At 49.6% G+C, this 23,352-nt stretch carries 21 protein-coding genes; 6 read left to right on the top strand and 15 right to left on the bottom strand.

Features of this window, described 5'->3' with window-relative positions:
• The first annotated feature begins 107 nt into the window (after positions 1 to 107).
• Both hemL and K4H25_RS01535 read left to right on the top strand, forming a co-directional pair.
• A complete protein-coding gene (hemL, locus tag K4H25_RS01540; protein ID WP_221021718.1) occupies positions 108 to 1,382 on the top strand; it encodes a glutamate-1-semialdehyde 2,1-aminomutase in 1,275 nt (424 codons plus the stop codon).
• Between the two features lie 9 nt (positions 1,383 to 1,391).
• Positions 1,392 to 2,135, top strand: a complete 744-nt coding sequence (locus K4H25_RS01535; protein WP_221021717.1) for an alpha/beta hydrolase family protein — start codon at positions 1,392 to 1,394, stop codon at positions 2,133 to 2,135.
• A 159-nt stretch (positions 2,136 to 2,294) separates the two neighbouring features.
• Here the strand turns inward: K4H25_RS01535 and K4H25_RS01530 are convergent, their stop codons facing one another.
• The 5 genes from K4H25_RS01530 to mgtE all read right to left on the bottom strand — a co-directional run bounded on the left by K4H25_RS01530 (position 2,295) and on the right by mgtE (position 7,568).
• Complete coding sequence (locus tag K4H25_RS01530; protein ID WP_221021716.1) at positions 2,295 to 2,963, bottom strand: alpha/beta hydrolase; 669 nt, start codon at positions 2,961 to 2,963, stop codon at positions 2,295 to 2,297.
• Positions 2,964 to 3,076: 113 nt separating this feature from the next.
• On the bottom strand, positions 3,077 to 4,513 hold the full coding sequence (locus K4H25_RS01525) for a catalase (protein WP_221021715.1): 1,437 nt from the start codon (positions 4,511 to 4,513) through the stop codon (positions 3,077 to 3,079).
• Between the two features lie 392 nt (positions 4,514 to 4,905).
• A complete protein-coding gene (gene grxD / locus K4H25_RS01520; RefSeq protein ID WP_182075976.1) occupies positions 4,906 to 5,226 on the bottom strand; it encodes a Grx4 family monothiol glutaredoxin in 321 nt (106 codons plus the stop codon).
• An 83-nt stretch (positions 5,227 to 5,309) separates the two neighbouring features.
• Positions 5,310 to 6,116 carry a peptide chain release factor N(5)-glutamine methyltransferase gene (prmC, locus tag K4H25_RS01515; RefSeq protein WP_221021714.1) on the bottom strand — a complete coding sequence of 269 codons (807 nt, stop codon included), beginning with the start codon at positions 6,114 to 6,116 and terminating at the stop codon, positions 5,310 to 5,312.
• Positions 6,117 to 6,131: 15 nt separating this feature from the next.
• Positions 6,132 to 7,568: a magnesium transporter gene (gene mgtE, locus K4H25_RS01510; protein ID WP_221021713.1), complete on the bottom strand. Its 1,437-nt coding sequence runs from the start codon at positions 7,566 to 7,568 to the stop codon at positions 6,132 to 6,134.
• A gap of 359 nt (positions 7,569 to 7,927) precedes the next feature.
• Between mgtE and cls the strand changes: the two genes are divergently transcribed.
• A complete protein-coding gene (cls, locus tag K4H25_RS01505) occupies positions 7,928 to 9,352 on the top strand; it encodes a cardiolipin synthase (protein WP_221021712.1) in 1,425 nt (474 codons plus the stop codon).
• A 170-nt stretch (positions 9,353 to 9,522) separates the two neighbouring features.
• On the opposite strand, the gene K4H25_RS01500 is transcribed toward cls, so the two are convergent.
• Positions 9,523 to 9,981, bottom strand: a complete 459-nt coding sequence (locus K4H25_RS01500; protein WP_221021711.1) for a DUF4234 domain-containing protein — start codon at positions 9,979 to 9,981, stop codon at positions 9,523 to 9,525.
• A gap of 28 nt (positions 9,982 to 10,009) precedes the next feature.
• Positions 10,010 to 10,903: a DMT family transporter gene (locus K4H25_RS01495; RefSeq protein ID WP_221021710.1), complete on the bottom strand. Its 894-nt coding sequence runs from the start codon at positions 10,901 to 10,903 to the stop codon at positions 10,010 to 10,012.
• Between the two features lie 134 nt (positions 10,904 to 11,037).
• Between K4H25_RS01495 and K4H25_RS01490 the strand changes: the two genes are divergently transcribed.
• Entirely contained in the window at positions 11,038 to 11,961 is a 924-nt protein-coding gene (locus tag K4H25_RS01490) for a LysR family transcriptional regulator (RefSeq protein ID WP_221021709.1), read from the top strand.
• A gap of 114 nt (positions 11,962 to 12,075) precedes the next feature.
• A complete protein-coding gene (locus K4H25_RS01485; RefSeq protein WP_221021708.1) occupies positions 12,076 to 13,845 on the top strand; it encodes an AIPR family protein in 1,770 nt (589 codons plus the stop codon).
• An 838-nt stretch (positions 13,846 to 14,683) separates the two neighbouring features.
• Here K4H25_RS01485 and K4H25_RS01480 read toward each other — a convergent pair.
• The 7 genes from K4H25_RS01480 to K4H25_RS01450 all read right to left on the bottom strand — a co-directional run bounded on the left by K4H25_RS01480 (position 14,684) and on the right by K4H25_RS01450 (position 21,436).
• The gene (locus K4H25_RS01480; protein WP_221021707.1) at positions 14,684 to 15,262 is read right to left on the bottom strand and encodes a PEP-CTERM sorting domain-containing protein; all 579 of its coding nucleotides are present in this window, start codon (positions 15,260 to 15,262) and stop codon (positions 14,684 to 14,686) included.
• Between the two features lie 821 nt (positions 15,263 to 16,083).
• Entirely contained in the window at positions 16,084 to 16,434 is a 351-nt protein-coding gene (locus K4H25_RS01475) for a DUF1428 domain-containing protein (protein ID WP_182075968.1), read from the bottom strand.
• Positions 16,435 to 16,712: 278 nt separating this feature from the next.
• Complete coding sequence (locus tag K4H25_RS01470) at positions 16,713 to 18,341, bottom strand: methyl-accepting chemotaxis protein (protein ID WP_221021706.1); 1,629 nt, start codon at positions 18,339 to 18,341, stop codon at positions 16,713 to 16,715.
• Between the two features lie 444 nt (positions 18,342 to 18,785).
• Positions 18,786 to 18,929 (bottom strand): hypothetical protein, encoded by a 144-nt coding sequence (locus tag K4H25_RS01465; RefSeq protein WP_221021705.1) that lies wholly within the window; start codon positions 18,927 to 18,929, stop codon positions 18,786 to 18,788.
• Positions 18,930 to 18,939: 10 nt separating this feature from the next.
• A complete protein-coding gene (locus tag K4H25_RS01460; protein ID WP_221021704.1) occupies positions 18,940 to 19,707 on the bottom strand; it encodes a sporulation protein in 768 nt (255 codons plus the stop codon).
• 146 nt (positions 19,708 to 19,853) lie between these two features.
• Positions 19,854 to 20,285 carry a cupin domain-containing protein gene (locus K4H25_RS01455; RefSeq protein ID WP_221021703.1) on the bottom strand — a complete coding sequence of 144 codons (432 nt, stop codon included), beginning with the start codon at positions 20,283 to 20,285 and terminating at the stop codon, positions 19,854 to 19,856.
• Positions 20,286 to 20,545: 260 nt separating this feature from the next.
• The gene (locus K4H25_RS01450; RefSeq protein ID WP_221021702.1) at positions 20,546 to 21,436 is read right to left on the bottom strand and encodes a cation diffusion facilitator family transporter; all 891 of its coding nucleotides are present in this window, start codon (positions 21,434 to 21,436) and stop codon (positions 20,546 to 20,548) included.
• A 189-nt stretch (positions 21,437 to 21,625) separates the two neighbouring features.
• Here K4H25_RS01450 and K4H25_RS01445 point away from each other — a divergent pair, with 189 nt between their 5' ends.
• Positions 21,626 to 21,970, top strand: a complete 345-nt coding sequence (locus K4H25_RS01445) for a hypothetical protein (RefSeq protein ID WP_221021701.1) — start codon at positions 21,626 to 21,628, stop codon at positions 21,968 to 21,970.
• A gap of 50 nt (positions 21,971 to 22,020) precedes the next feature.
• Here K4H25_RS01445 and K4H25_RS01440 read toward each other — a convergent pair whose 3' ends face one another.
• The gene (locus tag K4H25_RS01440; RefSeq protein ID WP_221021700.1) at positions 22,021 to 23,301 is read right to left on the bottom strand and encodes a ferredoxin reductase family protein; all 1,281 of its coding nucleotides are present in this window, start codon (positions 23,299 to 23,301) and stop codon (positions 22,021 to 22,023) included.
• Positions 23,302 to 23,352: the final 51 nt, after the last annotated feature.

The raw sequence follows: 23,352 nt of genomic DNA, 5'->3' as shown, positions 1-23,352 counted from the left end.
CTACGTACTTTGTTGTGGTTTGCTACAATTTTTAGTAGGTATATGAATAAAATCATTATAAATTAAGGCTTTTATCTATATACCCATTGTTTTACAAGGAATAACAAATGACTACACGTAATGAACAGCTATTTGAATCGGCTAAAAAACATATTCCCGGTGGTGTGAACTCGCCAGTACGCGCTTTTGGCTCGGTGGGTGGTACGCCATGCTTTTTTACTAAGGGCGAGGGCGCTTATGTATGGGATGCCGATGGCAAAAAATACATTGATTACGTTGGCTCGTGGGGACCATTGATTTTGGGTCATGCGCACCCGAAAGTGATCGAGGCGGTGATCGATACCGCTAAAAATGGTATGAGTTTTGGTGCTCCCACCGAGGCCGAAGTGACAATTGCCGATGTATTGTGCGAAATGTTGCCTTCTTTAGAGCAAGTTCGTTTGGTATCGAGCGGTACCGAGGCGACGATGAGCGCTATTCGTTTGGCGCGTGGCTTTACGGGTCGCGATAAATTGATCAAGTTTGAGGGTTGCTACCACGGCCATGCCGATAGCTTGTTGGTGAAAGCGGGCTCTGGTTTGCTTACATTTGGTAATCCATCGTCAGCTGGGGTGCCTGCAGCAGTTGCGGCCGATACGATTGTTTTACCTTACAACGATGTGGCGGCGCTTGAAGCCTTATTTGCCGAGCAAGGCAGTGAAATTGCCGCAATTATTGTTGAGCCTATCGCTGGCAATATGAATATGGTGCAGCCGAGCGCGCAATTTGTCGCGGCAATGCGTAATTTAACCACGCAGCATGGCGCAGTATTGATTTACGACGAAGTCATGACCGGCTTTCGTGTTGGCTTGCAGTGTACGCAAGGTTTTCACGGTATTACGCCAGATCTAACTTGCTTAGGTAAGGTCGTGGGTGGGGGCATGCCTTTGGCCGCTTTCGGTGGTCGTGCCGATATCATGGGCTATTTAGCGCCTTTAGGCCCGGTGTATCAAGCTGGTACTTTGTCGGGAAATCCAGTTGCCGTTGCTGCAGGATTGGCGACGTTAGCCGAAATTAGACAAGATGATTTCTTTGCGAAGTTAAGCGCACAAACGGCGAAGTTAGTCGCAGGATTAAATGAATTAGGCAAAGATCACGGACTTTGCGCGCAGTCAGTAGGGGGGATGTTTGGTGTGTATTTCGCCGAAGTTGTGCCAACGTCATTTGCTGATGTGATGGCATCGGATCGCACCCGATTTAATGCTTTTTTCCATGCGATGCTCGATCAAGGCGTTTATTTAGCCCCATCGGCATTTGAAGCTGGTTTTGTTTCGGCTGCGCATAGCGATGCTGATATCGAAGCCACTTTGGCGGCGGCAAAAATCGCTTTAAGTCGCTGCTAAGAGGCCAATATGACTGCGATTACGCCTTTAAATGTTGAAATGGCCGGCTTGCAGCTGATCGGTAGCGCGCATTTGCCCGATCAGGCTGAGCAAGCGGTATTGATGCTGCATGGCTTTACTGGCAATCGAGTGGAATACACCTATTTTTTTGTTACTTTGGCGCGCGTATTGGCCGAACGTGGCATTGCGGTGTTTCGCTTTGATTTTTTGGGCTGCGGCGAGAGTGATGGTGAATTTGCTGAGGTTTCGGTGGCTAATCAAGCGGCTCAAACCCAGCATTTATTGGCGTATTTAGCTAAAAACTATCCACAATACCAACGGCATTTGCTCGGATTTAGCATGGGCGGTTTGGTGGCACTGCAAACCGCTTTGGCCGATTCGGCATTGATTCGCTCATTATGCTTATTGGCGCCAGCAGCCAATTTGGCGCAAATTGTTGAATCGGTGGCGGCGAGTAATCCACAGCTGGGGGCTGCCGGTGGCGTGGATTTTTTAGGGCTAGAGATTAGCGCGCAATTTCGCCAAGAATTGGCGCAACTCGCGCCGTTTTCGGGCTTAGCCAGTCTTGAAGTCCCCGCTTTGGTGGTGCATGGCCAAGCTGATGCTGCTGTACCGGTGGAGATTGGCGAACAAGTGGCGGCGTGTTTGCCCTGCTGCCAGTTTGAAGCTTGGGCTGATGCCGATCATACCTTTGCCCGGCAAGCCGATCGCCTGCGTTTAGGTCAGCGCATCGCCGATTTTGTTTTGGCTTAAATCGCGATTCACCGCGTGCGCAAACTTGTGCACCCTATTTAGCGGGATTTTTTGTTGGGTATTGATCGGAAAGCTTTGTAAATAAAGCACTGCAATTAAATACCCAACAAATCGTAGGGTGCGAAAATCTGCAAGATTTGCGCACGTGGTGGCGTGAATTTACGCCAAAGACTTAGTAATAAACTGCCCAATCAATTGGATCTCAGGCAAGCAAACCGAATGCTGAATTGGGTAGGTCTGCCATTGGACTTTCACCCCTAAATCAGCGACAAATTGTTTGGCTTTTTCACCGAGGCTAATGCCAACCACGGGGTCGTGGCTGCCGTGGGCGGCCAATACTGGCGTATTTTGGTTGGCGGCAATCGTCGCTGGCGTCAGTAAAGATTCTGCTGGCAGATAGGTCGACAAAGCCACAATGCCTGCTAAGGCTGCTGGGTGAGTTAAACCCGCGGTATAGGCAATGGCACCGCCTTGGGAAAAGCCCGCCAGCACGATACGGTCGGTGGGTATCCCTTTGGCGTTTTCTGCGGCAATCAGGGCGCGAATCGCCGCTACGGATTGCTCAACGCCAGCGATATCGGCTTGGCGGCTAATTTGATCAAAATGCACAATATCGTACCAAGCGCGCATCACATAGCCGTTATTACAAGTAATCGGCATCATCGGCGCATGCGGGAAAATAAAGCGTACGGCTAAATCGCTTGGTAGACCTAGCTCCGGCACAATGCTCACAAAATCATTCCCATCAGCGCCAAGGCCGTGTAGCCAAATTACGCTGGCAGTTGGATTGGGGGCGGTTTCAACGGTGACACAAGCGAGGGTGCTCATTACGACTCCAAAAGAAAATCAAACAATCTCGCTATGCTAACAAAGATTGCGCTTCTAGATAAAAAATCAGCCCGACAAAGCGGGCTGATTGGGTTAATCCGGTGAGAGCGAGCTTATTTCAAAGCGGCGCGTACACCAGCAGCGTAATCTGGGTGAATCAAAGCAAAGTGCCCCAATTGGCGCTCAATAATAAATTCCGGCACACCCTTCATCGCAGCGGCCAAATTGCTATACAAGCGTGATTTTTGGCCTTCATCAAACATCGCCCACAGCGCGCGCGGTTGCGAATAATCATCGTTGCCTTCGCGGTGATTAAAGCGATCGGCATCGCCGCTGATTTTAAGCGGTGGCTCAGCCACAGCAGGATTGGCGACCGGGCCGCCAAACGAATTTGGCTCGTAATACGCATCTGGATTTTTATCCATTGGCATAAAGTTCATTGCACCGTCGCGATGGTAGGTATGCACTGGGCATTTTGGCGCATTGACTGGCAATGATTCGTAATGCGTACCAAGGCGATAGCGGTGTGCATCGGCATAGCTAAATAAGCGCGCTTGCAACACTTTGTCTGGAGAAAAACCAATCCCCGGAACAATATTGGATGGGCTAAATGACGCTTGTTCTAGCTCGGCAAAATAATTCACCAGATTGCGGTTTAATTCCATCACGCCGACTTCGATCAAAGGGTAATCGCCGTGTGGCCATACTTTGGTCAAATCAAACGGGTTGTAGCTGGTTTTATCCGCGTCGGCTTCTGGCATGATTTGCACCGACACCGTCCAGCGTGGGAAATCGCCTTTATCAATCGCGCTCAATAAATCTTCTTGCGTGCTTTCGCGAGTTTGCCCGACGACTGCAGCGGCTTCGGCATTGGTCCAATGACGATGGCCTTGCTGCGTTTTAAAGTGAAATTTCACCCAAAAACGCTCGTTTTTGGCGTTAATAAAGCTAAATGTGTGCGAGCCATAGCCATTCATATGGCGAACATCGGTTGGCAAGCCGCGATCAGAGAACAAAATCGTTACTTGATGCAAAGACTCTGGCGACAACGACCAGTAATCCCACATTGCGGTATTGGAACGTAAATGCGTGCGGGGATGGCGTTTTTGCGTGTGGATAAAGTCAGGGAATTTCAACGGATCGCGGATAAAAAACACCGGCGTATTATTGCCGACCAAATCCCAATTGCCTTCTTCGGTATAAAACTTCACCGCAAAACCGCGCACATCGCGTTCGGCGTCCGCCGCGCCCAATTCACCGGCCACAGTAGAAAAACGCGCCAGCAATTCAGTTTTTTTGCCGATGGCACCAAAAATATTCGCCTTGGTGTATTGGCTAATATCGTGCGTCACCGTAAACGTACCATGCGCGCCCCAGCCTTTAGCGTGGACTACGCGCTCAGGAATTCGCTCACGATTTTGATGCGCTAGTTTTTCCAGCAACTGCCAGTCTTGCAGCAAAACAGGGCCACGTGGACCTGCGGTCAGGCTATTTTGATTGTCGGCAATTTGCGCACCGGCAGTGGTGGTTTGAAATGGACATTGGCTCATGGTCTTTCTCCTAATGGCTGGCGGCAAAATTAGCGCTAATTTCTTCTAACGCTATGAAGGATTCGAAAAGCAAATTGAGCATCGCTGGCGCTCTGGTTTAACTAAGGTGTTTGCAGTATATGTAGCGTTTTTAAATAGTGAAATTTAATTATAAAGATCACGTCGATTGATTTTGACTAACAATGCCGCAATGTCGATTGATACTATGGGTATTGATAATCAATCTTATTAAATAAAGGGCTGCGGGATTATGCGGGGAGGGGGTATAGAAGGGGTTTGCGCTATATCAAGCTATAAATTGCCGATGAACGTAAAAATTCACATCGTAATAGGCATAAAAAACGCCGTCATGGTGACGGCGTTGTGTAATTTTCTACTGAATGATTCAGGAATTATTCAGCGTCTTTAAATTCGGCCAACATGGTTTGCAATTCACCGCTGGCGTAGAGTTCTTTCATAATATCTGAGCCACCAACAAATTCGCCCTTGATATACAACTGCGGAATCGTTGGCCAGTTGGCGTATTCTTTAATGCCTTGGCGAATATCAGCATCGGCCAAGACATTGACTGCAGCAAAACTCACGCCACAGTTTTTAAGGATTTGAACTGCGCCGGATGAAAAACCGCACTGTGGAAACGATGGCGTGCCTTTCATGTACAACACCACAGAATTGTCGGTCACTTGCTGGCGAATAGTGTCTTGAATACTCATGATGCCCTCAAAAGCTTGATTGATTTAGTCGGGTATTGTAAGCGCATGCCGAGTTAGCGGCAAGCCCACCGAGCATGGATTTTCTAGCCGTAGCGGCCGCCGCTAACGCGGTCATTGTCGCCCAAATCACGCCACGTTTGCACTTCGCTAAAGCCTGCTTGCTGCAATAATTCGCGGCACGCCGCGCCTTGATCCCAGCCGTGTTCTAGCAACAGCCAAGCGCCCGGTTTGAGCTGGGCTCGCGCCGCGCTAATGATGTGCGCCAAGTGCTGCAAACCATCTCTGCCATCGGTGAGCGCACCGCTGGGCTCAAAGCGTAAATCGCCTTGGCTTAAATGCTCGTCGGCCGCATCAATATACGGCGGGTTGCTAACGATTAAATCAAAGCGCTCGCCAGCCACCGCTGCCAGCCAATCCGATTGCAAAAAGCGCACTTCAGCGCCCAGCGCTGCCGCATTGCTTTGCGCCACTGCTAAAGCCGCGGGCGAAATATCCAGCGCCGCCACAGTGAGGTCTGGCCGCTCTAGCTTGAGGGTAATCGGAATACAGCCCGAACCTGTGCCCAAATCAATGATGTGCCCGGCTTGCGGCGCGCGCGCGATCGCCAATTCAACCAGTAATTCGGTATCTGGGCGCGGAATCAGTACTGCAGGGGAAACTTGAAATTCGCGGCCATAAAACTCACGCGAACCAAGGATATACGCCACCGGTTCGCCAGCTCGCCGGCGCGCTGCCACAGCGGCAAACGCCGTTTGCTGATCTTCGCTGGCCGCTTCGTTATCGTGGCCAATCAGCCACGCGCGGTTTTTTTGCACGATATGCAGTAGCAACACCTGAGCATCAAAACGTTCAAGGCCACTGCTTACAATTAATTCACGATACGTTGGCATATTGCTGGCTCTGGTTTACATCAAAAAGATCGTCGCCAATCCCAAAAAGATAAAAAATCCTAGGCTATCGGTGAGTGCAGTAATTAGCACCGACGAGCCATAAGCGGGGTCGCGGCCAAATTTTTGCATGATCAGCGGCACAAACAAACCGACCAAGGCGGCGACAATCATATTGAGCATCATCGCGCCCATCATCACCAAGCCCAGACCAATCTGGCCGTATAAAGCCCACGCCATCACGCCTAACACACTGCCCCACATCAGGCCATTAATCAGCGCAATGCCCAATTCTTTGAGCAGCAACATCCGCGTATTGGACGGCTGAATTTGCCCTAACGCCAAACCGCGAATAATCAGCGTGGTGGTTTGCGTGCCGGTATTGCCGCCAATCCCCGACACAATCGGCATTAAGGCAGCCAGCGCTACCAAATGCGAAATCGTCGCTTCAAATGAGCCAATCACGCGGCTGGCGATAAAAGCGGTACAAATATTGAGCGCCAACCACGGCCAGCGATTTTTAACCGCCTTGCCGACGCTAGAAAACAAATCTTCGTCTTTCAAACCGGCCAAAGACAGCACTTCGGCGTCGGATTCTTCACGAATCACGTCAACCATTTGATCCACCGTAATGCGGCCAATCACTTTGTGATTGCTATCGACCACGGGGGCTGACACCAAGTCATAACGCTCAAACGCTTGCGCGGCTTCGCCAGCGTCGTCAAATGGCTGAAACACCACTACATCATCGGCCATGATTTCTTGCACGTATTTGTCTGGGTCACTCACCAGCAAACGATTAAGCGGCAATACCCCCTTAAGGATCTCATTGTCGTCGACGACAAACAGCTTATCGGTATGCGTAGGTAGCTCGTCAAAACGGCGCAAATAGCGCAACACCACCTCGAGCTTAATATCAGCGCGAATCGTCACCATCTCAAAATCCATCAGCGAGCCGATTTGATCTTCGGTGTACGACATCGCCGATTGCACTTCGGCGCGATCTTCTGCGTCGAGTGTATCGAGCACTTCGCTTTGCACTGCGCTCGGTAAATCGGGCACCAAGTCGGCCAGCTCGTCGGTATCGAGTTGCCCGGCGGCGGCGACCATTTCGTGCGGCGCCATATCGGCCAGCAACGATTCACGCACCGCGTCGGAGACTTCGAGCAAAATCTCGCCGTCGTCTTCAGCGTCGACCAAGCCCCACACCATTAAACGATCAGCGTGTGGCAGCGCCTCTAAAATATGCGCAATATCGGCCGGATGCAGCGCGGCCAATTTCATTTGTAATTCGGTGAGGTTTTGTCGGTGGACGAGTTTTTCGACTAAATCATGCTTGGGGCCTTCTTGCTTATGTACCATCCCTTCCACGAGTTTGTGCCGCTCTAAAAGTCGAGTGACTTGTTGCAAACTGTCTTGCAAGCTTTCTTGTGGTTTCCGGGTGAGTACAGTCATAGGCAGGCCCTAGTCGGCGGCGGCAAGCATGCCGCGCAAATTGAAGATAGGCTCGCAGTTTAGCACGCGACTGTGACGAAACACGCTTTGGCGGCTTTTACGCCGATGTTGTAGGCTAATCCAGCCCGATGTCACGCGCTTTGCGCCTAGAAAATACCAGCGTGTGGCTGGCCAAGCCAAGGCCAGACGCGTTACCGCTACCCGCGCAAAAGTGAAATTCGCTTACCGCAGCATGACTTCTGGCGTGTTAGCATCAAAATATTCAGCAGATTTAGATGACGTGTTGTTGATTTGAAGTGCCTGCGGCACAGTATCAACACCAAACTAAACATTGCCAATCTTTAAGCTGGGAGCGATGTATGCATTGGAATCAAATACTGGCCGTGGTGTTTGTCGCGATACAGTTATTGTTTATTGCGCGGGCGATTTTGCGGCCGCAGCGCGAGCCAGCGTCGCGGGTGGCGTGGATTGTGGTGATTATGTTGCTGCCGGGTTTGGGGGTGTTAGCGTATATCTTGCTCGGCGAAACCAGTATTGGTCGCCATCGCATCGCGCGCTTGCATCAAGTCAATCAAGTATTGCAGCAGGCGCAAGCCACACAATGGCCCCAGCAAATTCCCGAGCGATTTAGTCAACTCTTTCGTTTTGGCCAATCGGTGAATGGCTTTGTGCCGGTGGCTGGCAATAGTGCGCGCTTGCTGGCGGACTCTGATGCCGCGATTGATGCCATCGTCGCCGATATCGACGCCGCCACCGAGCATGTGCATCTGATTTTTTATATCTGGCTCACCGATCACAGCGGGCTTAAAGTCGTTGCCGCCTTGCAACGCGCCGCCGCGCGCAAGGTGGCCTGCCGCGCCATGGCCGATGGTTTAGGGTCGCGCTTAATGATTGCTTCGCCGCATTGGCAAGCGATGCAAGACGCTGGGGTGCAAGTGGCCGTGGCGCTGCCGATTGGCAATCCGCTATTGCGGCCATTGCGCGGCCGAATTGATTTGCGCAATCACCGCAAAATCGTCGTGATCGACCGCCATATCACCTATTGCGGCAGCCAAAACTGCGCCGATGCTGCGTTTTTGGTCAAAGCCAAATTCGCCCCGTGGGTCGACATTATGCTGCGCTTGACTGGCCCGATTGCGCAGCAAAATCAGCTGTTATTTATGAGCGACTGGATGGCGCAAACCCACGAAGACCTAAGCCGCTACGCCCAATACACCCCACAGGCTAATGAAGACGGCTTTGTGGCCCAAGTGATTGGCACTGGGCCAACGCTGCAGTATTCGGCGATGCCCGAGGTGTTTGTCACGCTAATGTTTGCCGCCCAGCGCGAATTATTTATCACCACGCCGTATTTTGTGCCGGATGAAGCAATGCAAGCGGCGCTGTGCGCCACCGCGCGGCGCGGCGTGAAAACCACGATTATTTTCCCTGCTCGCAATGATTCATGGATTGTCGCCGCCGCCAGCCATAGCTATTACGGTGAATTACTCGCCGCAGGCGTTGAAATCTATGAATACGTCGGCGGCGTTTTGCACGCCAAAACGCTAACGCTGGATGGTGAAGTCAGCCTGATTGGCTCGGCTAATATGGATAGACGCAGTTTTGAGCTTAATTTTGAAAACAACATCCTGCTGTACGACGCCGCCATTAGCCAAGACATCCGCCAACGCCAAGCGCATTACCTCGCGCAAAGCCAGCCCGTCACCGCCGCAATGGTCGAGCAATGGCCGATGCGCCGCCGCTTTTGGAACAACACCATCGCCATGCTCGGGCCGGTATTGTGAGCCGGTTCAACACCGCATGCCATATCAAACAACCCCTCGATTTATTCCGGCGGTTTTTTTTATGCGGCTGCGCCGCGTGATTTTTGGCGCACGCTGCTGCGATGTGGCGCCGCTGCGCATAAAAAAACCGCCAGTGATCACTGGCGGCTTGGGTGGCAATCGGGGCCGACTTAGCTGGCGTAGCCGATTTCTTCTAAATCTTGGTGCAGCGTATTGAATTTGTAATTGATATAAAACACCGTAAACAAAAACGTCCAACCGCCATGAAACCAATCGGGGCTGCTCGCTTCGCTGGCAAAAATCAGATTAAAACGGCTGCGCATTTGAAACGCCCACACAATCGCTAATACCGACGTAGCAATACTGAATAAACTGCTGGCGATATTAAACGCATGCTCAGGTGGCACAAAAAACGACGCCACGGTAACAAACGCGCTCAACATATAGCAGCCAAATAGCCCTTGAATCAGCAGCGGAGAAATCGGCGGCATATTTGGAATTTGCAGCAATTTTTGGCTTTGCTGCTGGATATAAAACGCCGTGTAAATCCCTAAACTGAGCGCGCTCAGCAAATACAAACGCCAAGTGCTTTGGCTTTTCATCAATTGGATGATTTCTTTACGGTTCACAATAAGTCCTGCTGGGGAATGAATCGGGCTAAAGCAGCGCCACCCGCCAACGACGACCCGCCCATGGCTGTAGCACTGCAGTCAAAGAGGCTAACACAATCAAGCCGCCACCGATAAGCAGTTGTGCATTGAAAGCCTCACCCAGATACATCACGGCAAATAAAGCGCCAAATAAGGGTTCGCTCCCGAGCAGCACCGCAGCGCGTGAGGGCGAGCTACGGGCAATGGCATAATTTTGGGCAAAAAAAGCAAACAAAGTACACAGCAATACCAAAAACAAAGTACTGCCCCAAAACGTCATCGACTGCGGCAAGGCCGGTAATGCGTCGCTCAACACGGCCAAAATTAGACAGCCCAACGCCAAAACGCCAGATTGCACCGCCGTGAGCGCCAGCATATCCGGTGGCGATTGCGTACAGCGGCGCTTGGTTTCAACCATCATCAGCGCCCGCAATAGCGCCGCCACCAAAATCAAACCATCGCCTAAATTAAACGCCATATTTAGCTTGCTACCAATTAATCCCGCGCCCAATAGCGCCACACCGGCGGCGATCCACACCCCAAGATCAGGCGGTTTTTTTAGGATTTGCCACTCAAACCACGGGGTAAACACCACGCACAGCGAAATCAAAAACGCGGCATTGGTCGCCGAGGTTTTGCTTAAGCCAAAGGTTTCGCACAGAAAAATCGCCAATAAAATCCCACCCAAAGGCAGCCCAGCTCGAATGGCGTTTTGCACCGCCGGCTGACGAAAATGACGCAAACTCGGCAGCAACAGCACAAAGGTAATCCCAAAGCGTAACGCCAAAAACCCCAACACCGGGTAATACAGCAGCGCCATTTTGGCGACGCCATAACTACAGCCCCACACCAGCGCCACCGCCAATAACATCAGTTCAGGTAACGGTAAACGGTAGCGCATGGGGTTCTCCTTATCGCCAAAGCTTTGGCTGTTCACTTTACTGGGTTTTTCAATCGGGCTCGATTGGGTTTAGGCATTATCAATTTATACTCAGCAATTGATAATCCATTCCAATTGCATAGGACTTGTGCGCGATGAGCACAAATGATCGATTGCTGGCGCTATTGCCGGATTTGGCGGTGCTAGTCAAAGTTGTCGAAAGTGGCAGCTTTTCGGCGGCGGCGCGTGCGCTCAATAGCCCACCGTCGAGCATTAGCCGGCAAATCTCGCGGCTTGAGGCCGCGCTTAAAGTGCAATTGTTTGTTCGAACCACGCGAACGCTGCGCCTGACTGAATCTGGGCAAGCCATCGTGCAACACGCCACCGATATGCTCGCCGCCGCGCGCGCCGCCGTTGCTGTGAGTGAGGTGCGCGCCACGCCGCAAGGCTGGGTGCGGCTATCTGCACCCAAGGCCTTTGCCAAACAAGTGATCCAGCCCTTGCTGGGCGATTTTTTGCGCCACTATCCCGAGGTCAATGTGCAGCTGATTGTCACCGACCGGCTGACCGATTTGCTGCAAGAAGACATCGACTTAGCCGTGCGCATTACCGACCAGCCACCCGAAGGCTTCATCGCCAAAGCGCTAATGCCGATTGAGCAAGTTTTGGTTGCATCCAGTGGGTATCTACAGCAACGCGGCACGCCACAAGCGCCAGCCGAGCTTACCCAGCATGATTGTATTTATCTGGGTGAACACGCCAATGACAATCGCTGGGTACTACGCCAAGGCGAAATCAGCCACAGCGTTGCAGTCAGCGGGCGCTTTATCGCCAACCACACCGAAATCCGCCTCGCCGCCGCACTCGACGATTGGGGCATCGCCAGCCTACCGCACTTCACCGCCCAAGCCGCCCTACAGGACGGCCGCCTCACGCGCGTACTCCCCAACTGGCAACTGCAAACCGCCTACCAAGGCACGGCATATTTGCTCTATCCACCGAATCGGTATTTGGCACCGAAGGTTAGGGGGCTGGTGGATTGGTTGGTGTTGCACTTTGAAAGCAAAATGAAAAAATAACCCAATATATCTTACATTTTCTGTTTTGATAAATTAAGATGCTTGAAAACGTGTGGGTGCTATTTAATTTTTACAACGAATCAGATTTCAATTAAATTATAAAATGGGGATGAGATGCATATAATTTTAAAAAATCATATTAGCGAGCTTGCTGAAGATTTCCAATATGATGGAATTAAAGATTCAAAATTATTTGAATTGTTTAGCAATTATTGTGTAATATCAAAGCATTTTTTTGGTAGGTTTGATCCTAAATCTGTTACCACTGATGAAGATGATGCATCTATTGATGGATTAGCTATTATTGTTGATGGTGATTTAATAACAACTGAAGATGATGCTATTGAAGTATTTAAAACACATAAGACTAATTTAGCTGTAGATCTGGTTTTCGTGCAATCAAAGAGTGGGGAAAGTTTTACTAAGGAAGATATTAATAATTTTAAAGTTGGACTGGAGGATTTTCTAAGTTTAGATCCAGTATTACCAAATGGAAAATTGAATACTGAATTATTAGCAGTTTTTAATATAGTTTTAAAAAATCTAAAAAAAGTAAGAAATAGAAGGCCAAATGCATATATATACTACTGCACATCTGGTACATATAAGGCTGAACGTGAAATAAAAGCATCGTTTGAAATAATTAATAGATGCGTAAAAGAATCAGAATTTTTTCATGCTGTTTCTGTTACCGCTGTTGGTCGTAGTGAAATGTTGAAATATTATGTTAATTTAACTGAAAAAAATGAAGCTAAATTAAAGTTAATAGATTTTTTTGGAATGCCAGCAATGCCTGGGATTCCACAGTCTTACGTAGCCTTAGTAAATGCTAAGGAGTTCGTTAACTCATTACTTATCGACGAAGATAATAATCTGAAACATTATGTATTTGAAGAAAATGTAAGATCGTTTTTAGGTGCAGAAAATGAAGTAAATCAAGATATACAGAAAACATTACAAGATGTAAATAAAAAATCACTTTTTTCTGTTTTAAATAATGGAATTACTATAGTTGCTCCTGAGTTGACATTGACACCAAATACAAAAGAATTGAATATTACAAACTATCAAATAATTAATGGCTGTCAGACTAGTACTACTTTATTTGAGAATAAATCATTTCTGGATGAATCTTCTAATGTAGTAGTTAAATTTATTGAGTCTCCAGATAATGAATCATCTAGCGATATTATTGCAGCTACAAATAGTCAATCTAATATACCGCAAGAATCTTTTTTTGGATTGAAAAATAAAGCAAAGTTAGTTCAGAAATATTTTCAAGTACAGAATCAAAGCTGCCCAGCTGAAAATAATATATATTTTGAGCGCAGACAAGGTGAGTTTAAAGGTGTTGGTTACCAATCATCTAGAATATTTGATGTACGTGAAATAGCTCGTTGTTATGCCGCAATGTTTTTGAATACGCCGCATAACTCTGCAAGATATGTAAAAACTATTTTTTCAGCAAATGGAGATAATCTATTTAAAGAAGAAGATCATGAAGCATATTATTATGCTTCCGCTCTTGCTTTATATAAATATCAAGCATTGATTAATGGTCGTAAAATTGATGCTCAAAACTATGTAAAATTGCGGTGGCATATAATCCAAGGTTTTAAATTGTTATGCCATAACAGTATGGACGTGCCGCTTGCAGGTTCTAAGAAAGCAGAGAAATATGCAAGTAAGATAATTGATGTTCTTAATTCAGAGAAACGATCATACGTTAATATTTTTGAAAAATGTCAACATATAATTGATTCACTCGGTTTTCCAACAGATGATGAAATAAAGCGTGGTAAATTTACTCAAGAATTAATGATCGCAGTTGAAAATGAAATAAATAGAAAAAAGACTCGTGATTTAGAATCAAGTGTGGTCTGAAAAAATGTAATTGGGTACGCGGTATATAACTCGTAAGCCGCAATTGTAGGGTGCTGATGAGCGAAACGAATCGCGCCGTTGCGATGTTTTTTACGGCGCATTCGGCGCAATTCGCTGCGCTCATTGACGTCCTACGGTGATGATGTATTTGAATGTAGCCATTGATTATCAATGCTTTGCTGGCAATACATCATTGTTATTTCTTGATCGTTGGTCTGGGGCTTGAGATCCCGTTAAAACACGCACCGAGCACGAAGAGAGACAAACGGTTTTTTGTTTGGCTCTCGCCACGCGAGGGAACCGCGGAGCGGGGCGTGTCTCGGGTCGCCTTTCTTTGGCCTACTTTTCTTTGGCGAAGCAAAGAAAAGTAGGTGCCGCGCGGCATGAGCGCCATGCTGGAAACCGGCGATGTCGCTCAATATTCACCCGCGATTGTTGGGCTGCGCAGGTTTAGCGTTTTATGGCGGGTTACGCCTGCGGCTAACCCGCCCTACGGGCTGTGAACTTTGAAAATATGGCTAAAAAGACACGCCGTTCAATTTCCAACATTCAGGATATAGAGACTTGCTACGAAGAACATGGGAATGAGTCGCAATTTGATTACGCAGCATGATAAAAAATAGCCACATTAAGTGGTAATGCCGTTCACTTAAGCCAAGTGAGCGGCATTTTTTTCCTCGATTTCATTGCTGGTGTCGCTTTTGACGCAAAGGCGCAGAGAAAATCAGTTGAAAACCCCTGAATTTCCTCCGCGCCTCTGTGTCTCTGCGTCAGATTTTCAGGGTTTTTCGTTAAGTGAACTGTATTTCACATTAAGTGGCTATTTGGTTAAAGCTATTTAAGCTTTTTTACGACGACGTGCAGCAAGCAAGCCCAGCAAGCCCATGCCCATCAAAGCGTATGTTTCTGGCTCGGGAACCGGTGCAACAGGTGCTTTTTCTGAACCGAAACCATAGCCCAGAGTATTGAAACCACTTGAATTAAATTTGCCATTTAATGGATTAACATCAACGCCATTTGCTGCAAAGCTTTTACCTAATTCGAAACCTTGGAAGCTGCCAGTTACAGTGGCTAGGTTGCCCGTTTGTTGGATATTGAAGCTAAAACCGCTCGATGAGCCATTTTGTCCATAGTAGCCAAATGCCGTTTTACCGTTCAATGCGGCACCAGCGATGAATGTACCCACGAAAGTGTTGCGAGTGCCATCTGCAAATGATGCTTTCGATAAATCAGCAATACGTCCTAGCTGATTCAGAGTCAATGCAATGCCATTGATTGAAAGCGAGCTAAAGCCATCTACGCCAATTTCAACTTTATTGTTAGCTAGATCATCACCAAAACCGATAAATGCAGCATTTGCACCTGCCGATACTAATACCAGTGCGGATGCTGTTACTTTAAGTAGCAATGTTTTCATTGAATCAAATATCCCATTAATTTTTTAATTGGTTGTAAGGCGTCGCGAATTTTCCCTAAAAATTATGACAAATCAATATTGCAAAGGTGTGTTAGATACCCAAAAAATGTTAAATTTTGTAACTTCATAAAGTTTGTTTACGCATTAAATACAAGTTAATTGGTATTGAAATCAATGAAGTAAAATACAAATCTATGCAAGTAATTCAATTTCTAAAGGAGTGAGAAGGGCGTAATCGCCGCAGGCATTACGTTACTTGCATAGCGCTTCATTCGGCGTATTGCCGCTGCGCGTCGAATACGCCATGTCTTATAGGTATTTGCTGGTAGTCTTTGATTATCAATGCTTTGCTGGCAATACATCGATGTTATTGCTTGATCGTTGGGCTGGGGCTTGAGATCCCGTGTAAGCGCAACGAGTGAGGAGTGAGACAAACGGTTTTATCGTTTGGCTCGCGACAATCGAGGCGACGCCAAAGCTTAGCGTTGCCGCGCGGCATGAGCGCCATGCTGGAAACCGCGATGCCGCTCAATATTCACCGCGCTTGTTGGGCTGCGCGAGCTTAGCCCAACTTACCCAAGTTACTCATTAGCTGCTGCGATATGGTGCAATGCGCTAACGCTTATTGGCACCCTACAGCTGCCGTGATGTTGGCGGCTTATGGCGGCTTATGGCGGCTTACGCCTGCGGCTAAGCCGCCCTATGGTGTGATGTATTTGCATGCAGGCTTTAATCGATGCTGCTTCGCTGGCGATACATCAAAATTATTAATTAAAGCTTATCCCGCGTGGCGGCTGAGTGATCTAATCGCCTGCGGCCTCTCACAGCACCAGCAGTGATTCAAATCCGCCAAAAATCATCCGTTTGCCATCGCAAGGCATGGGGTTGGTTTTGATGTCGAATAGTGGTTCTTGCATAAGCTTTTCCCATGCGGCATCGCGCGCGGCTTTGGATGGCCATGTGATCCACGAAAACACCACGGTTTCGTCGGCTTGTAATTGCACGGCCAGTGGAAATGAGGTGAGTTTGCCTTCGGGTACGTCCACGCCCCAGCTTTCTACGACGCTAAGCGCGCCGTGGGCTTTAAAGAGTGGCGCTGCGGCGAGGGCGTATTCTTGATAGGCGGTGCGGTTGGCGGTGGGAACGGCGAGTACAAATCCATCGATATACATATTGGGCTCCTAGACGTAAATGATCGCTTTCAGCTTGAGTCCATGCTGCTTTGTGCGCGGCACGGACTGCTAGTGGTATAGCTGAAATTGTCGATTTACATCGGCCTTGCCCGCGGTTGTTGGGCTGCGCAGGCTGAGCCCAACTTACCTAAGTTACTCATTTGCTGCTGCGATATGGTGCGCTAACGCTTATTGGCACCCTACGGCGGTCGTGATGTTGGCGTCTTATGGCGGGTTACGCCGGTGGCGAGCACCGCACCGGCGCCAGCCATCCCAAGTTAAATCCGGAAGCGATTGACTGCCGATTGCAATTGCTCGGCCAAACTCGATAGCTGATTGGCGGTGCAGGCTAGATGCAGTACGGTATCGCCATTTTCTTCGGCCATTTGCGATACTTTTTCCATCCGCGCGGCGAGGTCTTGTCCGGCGAGCTTTTGCTCTTTGAGCGAGTCGCTGATATTGCTGATCGAGCTCACTACGGCATTGGTATTTTGTTCAATTTCATTCATCGCCAGCGCGGCCGATGCCGAGCTGTGTGTGGCGTCTTGAACGCTGCCTACGCTGTCGGCCATATATTGGTTCACAGACGAGCTGCCCTGCTGAATTCGGCCAATCATGGTGCTAATTTCATGCGCTGATCGGGTGGTGCGTTCGGCCAGTTTGCGGACTTCATCGGCGACTACAGCAAAGCCGCGGCCGCTTTCGCCAGCGCGGGCCGCTTCAATGGCGGCATTGAGGGCTAGCAAATTGGTTTGATCGGCGACATCGCGAATCATCGAGGCCATTTTGCCAATTTCGCTGACGTCGCGTTCTAAATCGGACATTTGCGTCGCCGATTGGCTGACGTGTTCCCCCACCGCAGTCATTTGTTCGGATGAAGTAACGACAAAAGTGCCGCCCATTTTGGCCGTTTGCCCTGCTGTGCGCGCTTGGTGGGCGGCGTCTTCGGCGTTATCGGCGACATGGTGAATGCTGACGGTGAGTTCTTCTAGCGTGGCGGCTGCGCCGCTGGTGGCTGCGGATTGGTTTTGCGCGCTATGGGCGACTTCTTTGGCTGATTCTGCCAATCCTTGTGCCGCACGGCCGACTTCGATGGCGTTTTGCTGAATGAGTTTGGTCATGTCGTGCAGGCTGGCGCGCATTTGTTGCAAGGCGAGCAAGAGTCGGCTGGGTTCATCGCTGCCAGTCACGGCGATGTCGTTATTGGCGCGTAGATCGCCTTGGGCAATGCGCTCGGCTTCGCGCAGTGCATTGCTGAGCGGGTGGCTAATTGAACGGGCAATCCAAATGGCGGCAATCAAGCCGAGTACAGTAGCCAATAGGCCGCTCACAATCATTAGGCTACGGGTGTAGCTAAAGTTTTCTTGCGTCTCCTTGCTGGTTTTTTGCATTTTATTTTTTTGCGAAGTCATCATTGCTTCGACTTTAGCGAGAAAGTTTTTGTACGCTGGGTCGTATTCATCGCGTAACAGCGCGGTGGCTTCAAGGTCTTGATTGGCGCGCAGCATCACATACAGTTTTTCGTACAATGGGCCGAGTGGAGTACGTGTGGCGCTAATGTCAGCGAGCAATTGCTTGCTTTCGGCGCTAGAGGTGTGTTCGTTCAGGTATTCCAATCGTTTGGAGCTATCTGCTCGCAGCTCGTTGATTTTTTGGATATTGCCTTCAATTTCGGGGCCGTTTTGGTCCATCACCGCTTCGCGTAGCAGCATGCCAATCTGTAATGTGTTTTCAATAATGCCGTGCTGTTGTTCAATTTTGGGCTGCCGATCGGTGATCAGCGAATCAAGATTCTGGCCGGTTTGGTTTAGCTCAAATAAGGCGAAGCCGATTTGCAGCGCCATGAGTAATAACAAAGTGCCACTAAGGATAAATAGCTTGGTGCGGGTAGTGATATGCGACAACATGGGTATTTCCTAGCATGACGGAGCAATAAATGGACTTGGCGAAGACTACCTTACTTAGTAAATAGTTCACAAAGTAAGTTCATTCATTTTTAGCTAGGGTTTTACCTAGTGGTTCTGATGTATTTGAATATAGCCCTTTATTTTCAAGGGTTGGCAGGTGATACCTATAGACTTTCTTTCTTGGTTATCTGGTTTTGCTGTAAGCTTGTCGCAATCAGTTGGGGCGTTATATCGCCGGTGACGGGGGTATGGCGGCTTGGTGGGTAATCGATCGATATTATTTTTTGACGGTGAGTTCGAGGCTTGAACTGAAGGGTGGAGCGCAGCGATCCCCATCAATCAAGGCGATGGGGATCACCGCGCAACCATCTTAGCGATACACCACGCGATTGTTGGGCTGCGCGAGCTTAGCCCAACAAGTCCAATTTGCTGCCTGATCCCGTTTTAATCAAACCAGCGCTTTTTTTTGTAATACGGTTTTTTGCCGTAAGGTGATTGGCCTTGGTAATGACCGCCGGTTTTTTTCTTCATCACCCATTTGAGCAACATTTCGAGTGCGCCGTAAATTAGCTTTTGCTTCATGCTCATGTGTGGCCCCTTAGCTCAACATCATCCGTAAACGACCTTCCCAATCGACGTTTTGCCAGTTCTGATCCATATGCATGCTCGAATAACTGTCGCGGCTAAAGCGGCGGTCGGCTTCGATCAACACATACACGCCATCGGCGCGGCTAATGCAGGTGATTTCAACTTCTTGAATTCGCGAAAATCCATGCTGCATTGGGCGAAATTCAAATTCTTGGTAGCAACCAATTGAGCTAGCCACTTGGCCGATGCGCGCAGTGCCGATTTCAACATCGCTGCTGACGTGGGCAAAGCCCAGATTGCCCATGGCGGCAATCAGGCGCTGCATTTGCGGCAGCGGCTGCACATCGAGAAAATCGCGATCTTTGGCGTCAATGGCCGAGGCAATGGCTAAGTCGGTATGAATCCACACCGCCGCTTTGACATTGGGCGCATAGCCGTAGCCCGGTGTGGCTAAGGCGTAGGCGTTATTGACTGGCGTTTCTAGCGGTAAGGTCAAAGAAAAAGGCAATCGACGTTCTAAACCGGCGGTGGCGCTAAAGGCGTTGGCAACGCGAAATTTAGCGATGCTTTGCGCTACACGCACTTCGCTATCGCCGACTTTTTGTTCGGCTTCGGTCATCAGCACGAGGTCGACGTATTCAATCGCCTGATCGACGCTGCCGCCACGAATCAACACATAACCATTGAGCGTACTGCCGGGATAAACACTGGCGTTGTCGAGTACGGTATCCACCGTCGCGCCGCCCACACCCACGGCGGCAAACAATTTCTTGAACATCTGTCGCATCTCTATAAAAGCAGCCCGAATGGCCGCGCCAATAAGAGTGAGGCCGCGATGAAAGGTTCAACGGTTTTGGCGGTTTAGCGGGAAATATTTATTGCGCCTGCGGCGCAGCGAGCGCACCGCAGGTATGGCAAGGCAGATTACTCTTTGATGGTGAAGGGTTGAGATTTGGTGCCGGTGAAAACAACGACTAATTTAACCGGTTCGGTGCCGAGGTTTTTACCATTGTGCGCGGTGCTTATCACTTCGGCAAAGCCTTGGCCGGGGCCAAAGGTGCTGCTGCTACCGTCTTTGAGTTGCACCGTGAGCTGGCCAGATAAAATATACGCGTAGCCAGAAACAGGGTGTTGATGCCAGCCGGTTTCTTTGCCGGCGGGGATTTCAACCTGCAGCATGGTCGCTTCGGGATCATCAGTGTGGTTGTAATGAATCGGCTGGCCGTTGGCGGTGGTGCTGGTTTTAAATACAACGTTGGCGGCCACGTCTTTTTTGTAAACGTTGCTATGGTCATCGGCAGCCAATGCCGTGAACGCCGTGAAAACCCCGGCCAGACCCAGTAAAGTGACACGCATATTGTTACTCCGTTTGAATAAATGGAGTAAGTATAAAGTAAATATTTGGGCGAGTAGATGGGTGAGCGCAGCGATACCCATCAATCAGGGCGATGGGCATCGCCGCGCAGCCATCTTAGCGACACACCGCGCGATTGTTGGGCTGCGCAGGCTTAGCCCAACTTACCCAATAACTCATTAGCTGCTGCGATATGGTGCGCTAACGCTTATTGGCACCCTACAGCGGTCGTTGGCGTCTTGTGGCGGCTTACACTTGCAGTTTATTTTTTATCGGCAGGGTCAACGTGGGTCATAACGTTGAGCACGTCGCTGTGTTGGTTGAGAACGCGCTGGCGGGCGAGGACGGCGATGTTGTGGCCCTGCTCGACGCTCATCGTGCGATCGACTTCAACATGCACGTCGACCAAGATTAAGTCACCCATTTTGCGGGTTTTGAGCGCGTGAATGCCCAGTACGTCGGGCGTTTCGCTCAGGGTTTGCTCGATGCCGCTGATGGTGGCTTCATCGACGGCTCTATCCATCAGGTCGTTCATCGCATCCCATGCAAAGCGCCAGCCCATTTTGCCGACCATTAGGCCAACAATCATTGCGGCGATGGGGTCAAGAAAGTGGTAACCGAGCATATTCCCGCCAATGCCTAGCGCAACGACTAAAGACGATGCCGCGTCTGAGCGGGCATGCCAAGCGTTGGCGACTAACATGCTAGAGCGAACGCGCTCGGCGACGGCGAGCATATAGCGAAATAGCAATTCTTTACTCAATAGCGCGGCCAATGCCACCCATAGCGCAATGCTTTTGACTGGGGCAATAGAATCGGGGTGCTGGATTTTGCCCAGTGCCGACCACAACATGCCCGCGCCCACCACTAACAGCAATGTACCCAACACCAGCGAGGCGGCGTTTTCATAGCGTTGATGGCCGTAATGATGGTCGGCGTCGGCGTCTTTTTGGCTGTGATGATTGGCAAATAGCACCACAAAATCGGCGATTAAGTCCGACAGCGAATGAATCGCATCGGCGATCAAGGCTTGCGAGTGTGCGAAAACGCCAGCAACCAACTGGATGGCGGTGAGCACCACATTCACCACCACGCTAATCCAAGTACTGCGTTTAGCGGCGGCTTGTTTATCAATGGAAGTTGGATTAGGCATAGAGTTGTCCGGTCGGGCGGGCAGAAAGATGCTTGATTATACGGCGTGGCGATTTTTTTGACCTGAGGGTGGTCAAGCTCAGGCGATTAGCAGGGCTGACATACGGGCGCCATGTATCTTTCTGTTGTTTTTCATTTTGCTGGCGATCTATCCTAGGTATTAATGGGTTTACTGGGTAAGGAGAGACGGATGTTGGATGTCCAGTTAGAAAGCAATCGTTATATGGCGCAGTTTTTTCGCCAATTTAAATTGTATGCGAGGGCGGTGAAGCTCAATATTGCCAATGAATTACCCGAAATCATTCGGCATCGGCCCCATAAAATTAAAGCGGCGTACCACTTAAAGCGGGCAGAGCGGGTGATTTATGAATATAAAATCGTTTTGTCACCGGAGATGAATTTTCGCGCAGCGTATATTCAAGATAAGCATCATATTACGGTGTTTTTTATTTCGGATACTTTGATTAAGCATGAGTTTGTTAAACAGCTGGCGGCGACTGATTTGGTGGATGCCGCGAATGGATTGGCGGGCTAAAAAAAGCCCGCCAAATACGGCGGGCCAAAGCAGTTGATCATTATGGGGGCTTAGCGCATGGCAAAAGCTTCATGGTGAAAGCGCGGTGCGCTGGCGTGCTGGCTTAAATAATCTTGAATCATTTGTCCTAAGCCAGCTGGGCCGCAGTACCAAATATCACTCAGTTGCTCGATGGGGATTTGGCGAATATCCAGTCTTTGCCCTAAATCGCTTTCGATTAAATGCAGGCGAATCTGTTTTTTGGCGCAAGCGGCTTGGATTTCATCCAGTCGTGCCGCATGGTCGGCTTGGGTTACACAGTAATAAAAATCAATCGGCTGCTGCTGAAACTGAGCGCTTTCTAGCCAAGCTAAAAAAGGCGTTACGCCAATACCACCGGCAATCCAAGCTTGCCCTTGTACACCGCTGGCCTTGCCATCAAAGCGGCCATACGGGCCTTCGATTTGCACTGGGCCACCCACATGCAGCTGCTGCGCGAGTGTACGGGTATAGTCGCCCAAGCCTTTGATGATAAAGCGCAGCTGGCCATTCCCCCGATCGGCCGAGGCAATCGTATACGGATGAGCGCCCTCAGCGGGGTCAAAACTTACCAGTGCAAATTGCCCAGCAGTATGCCCAGGCCACGTATTGAGCTGGCAAGTCACTTCTAACTGATTGGCCGCCAGTTGTTCAATCTGTTGGATCTGGCCTTGGTGTTGTTGGCGTTTGCCAATTTGCCCAAATAGCGAATACAGCGCACACAGCGAGCCAACGAACAAAGCAATGGCCATTAAACCACCCACCGGCGTTAGCCAAAATTCGTTCGGCATTAAAATCAGGCCATGAAATGCGCCCATTAAAAATAGCGGGGCAAACAGCTGGTGTACTTTGCGCCAATAGCGATAAGGCACAGCGCGCAGTAGCGCTAAAATCACCATCGCCAAAATCGCCCATGCCGCCCATTCACCAACGTCTTTCGCCAAAGAAACTAGCGGTTCTTTGATTTTGGCACCACTACGAATGCGTGGTGCGGCCCATTCCATCGCCATTACCAGTTTGGGGGACAACTTAATCAACCAGTGCGCGGCCAGCAAAATCCCCGCCGCAATCCCTAGCTGCTTGTGCAGCGCATACATTTTATCGAGGCCACTAAGGGCGTTTTCTAGCCACGCCGGGCGTACTGCCAACAGCATTGCGGCGGACATCACCGACATCAGCTGCACACCAGTGAGCAGCACCAGCTCGTGCCGCCATTGCCAATAGCTTACGGGTATGCCGTTTTGTAAGTAACTGGCTGCGCAGTACAGCAGCGTGCTGATGAATAAAATCAACGGAAGTGGCTTGTTATACATTTGAATTTCCTTTGCATACGGTAGCGGGCAGATCACTTGCATTCAGATTGA

This window comes from Deefgea piscis, assembly GCF_019665785.1.
Lineage (GTDB): Bacteria > Pseudomonadota > Gammaproteobacteria > Burkholderiales > Chitinibacteraceae > Deefgea.
The sequence above is the reverse complement of the archived record's forward strand: the minus strand, read 5'-3'. Positions and strand labels throughout refer to the sequence as shown.

Coding starts and splice junctions, on each gene's coding strand:
- hemL (WP_221021718.1), top strand. CDS start 108: ATGACTACACGTAATGAACAGCTATTTGAATCGGCTAAAAAACATATT.
- K4H25_RS01535 (WP_221021717.1), top strand. CDS start 1,392: ATGACTGCGATTACGCCTTTAAATGTTGAAATGGCCGGCTTGCAGCTG.
- K4H25_RS01530 (WP_221021716.1), bottom strand. CDS start 2,963: ATGAGCACCCTCGCTTGTGTCACCGTTGAAACCGCCCCCAATCCAACT.
- K4H25_RS01525 (WP_221021715.1), bottom strand. CDS start 4,513: ATGAGCCAATGTCCATTTCAAACCACCACTGCCGGTGCGCAAATTGCC.
- grxD (WP_182075976.1), bottom strand. CDS start 5,226: ATGAGTATTCAAGACACTATTCGCCAGCAAGTGACCGACAATTCTGTG.
- prmC (WP_221021714.1), bottom strand. CDS start 6,116: ATGCCAACGTATCGTGAATTAATTGTAAGCAGTGGCCTTGAACGTTTT.
- mgtE (WP_221021713.1), bottom strand. CDS start 7,568: ATGACTGTACTCACCCGGAAACCACAAGAAAGCTTGCAAGACAGTTTG.
- cls (WP_221021712.1), top strand. CDS start 7,928: ATGCATTGGAATCAAATACTGGCCGTGGTGTTTGTCGCGATACAGTTA.
- K4H25_RS01495 (WP_221021710.1), bottom strand. CDS start 10,903: ATGCGCTACCGTTTACCGTTACCTGAACTGATGTTATTGGCGGTGGCG.
- K4H25_RS01490 (WP_221021709.1), top strand. CDS start 11,038: ATGAGCACAAATGATCGATTGCTGGCGCTATTGCCGGATTTGGCGGTG.
- K4H25_RS01485 (WP_221021708.1), top strand. CDS start 12,076: ATGCATATAATTTTAAAAAATCATATTAGCGAGCTTGCTGAAGATTTC.
- K4H25_RS01480 (WP_221021707.1), bottom strand. CDS start 15,262: ATGAAAACATTGCTACTTAAAGTAACAGCATCCGCACTGGTATTAGTA.
- K4H25_RS01475 (WP_182075968.1), bottom strand. CDS start 16,434: ATGTATATCGATGGATTTGTACTCGCCGTTCCCACCGCCAACCGCACC.
- K4H25_RS01470 (WP_221021706.1), bottom strand. CDS start 18,341: ATGTTGTCGCATATCACTACCCGCACCAAGCTATTTATCCTTAGTGGC.
- K4H25_RS01465 (WP_221021705.1), bottom strand. CDS start 18,929: ATGAGCATGAAGCAAAAGCTAATTTACGGCGCACTCGAAATGTTGCTC.
- K4H25_RS01460 (WP_221021704.1), bottom strand. CDS start 19,707: ATGTTCAAGAAATTGTTTGCCGCCGTGGGTGTGGGCGGCGCGACGGTG.
- K4H25_RS01455 (WP_221021703.1), bottom strand. CDS start 20,285: ATGCGTGTCACTTTACTGGGTCTGGCCGGGGTTTTCACGGCGTTCACG.
- K4H25_RS01450 (WP_221021702.1), bottom strand. CDS start 21,436: ATGCCTAATCCAACTTCCATTGATAAACAAGCCGCCGCTAAACGCAGT.
- K4H25_RS01445 (WP_221021701.1), top strand. CDS start 21,626: ATGTTGGATGTCCAGTTAGAAAGCAATCGTTATATGGCGCAGTTTTTT.
- K4H25_RS01440 (WP_221021700.1), bottom strand. CDS start 23,301: ATGTATAACAAGCCACTTCCGTTGATTTTATTCATCAGCACGCTGCTG.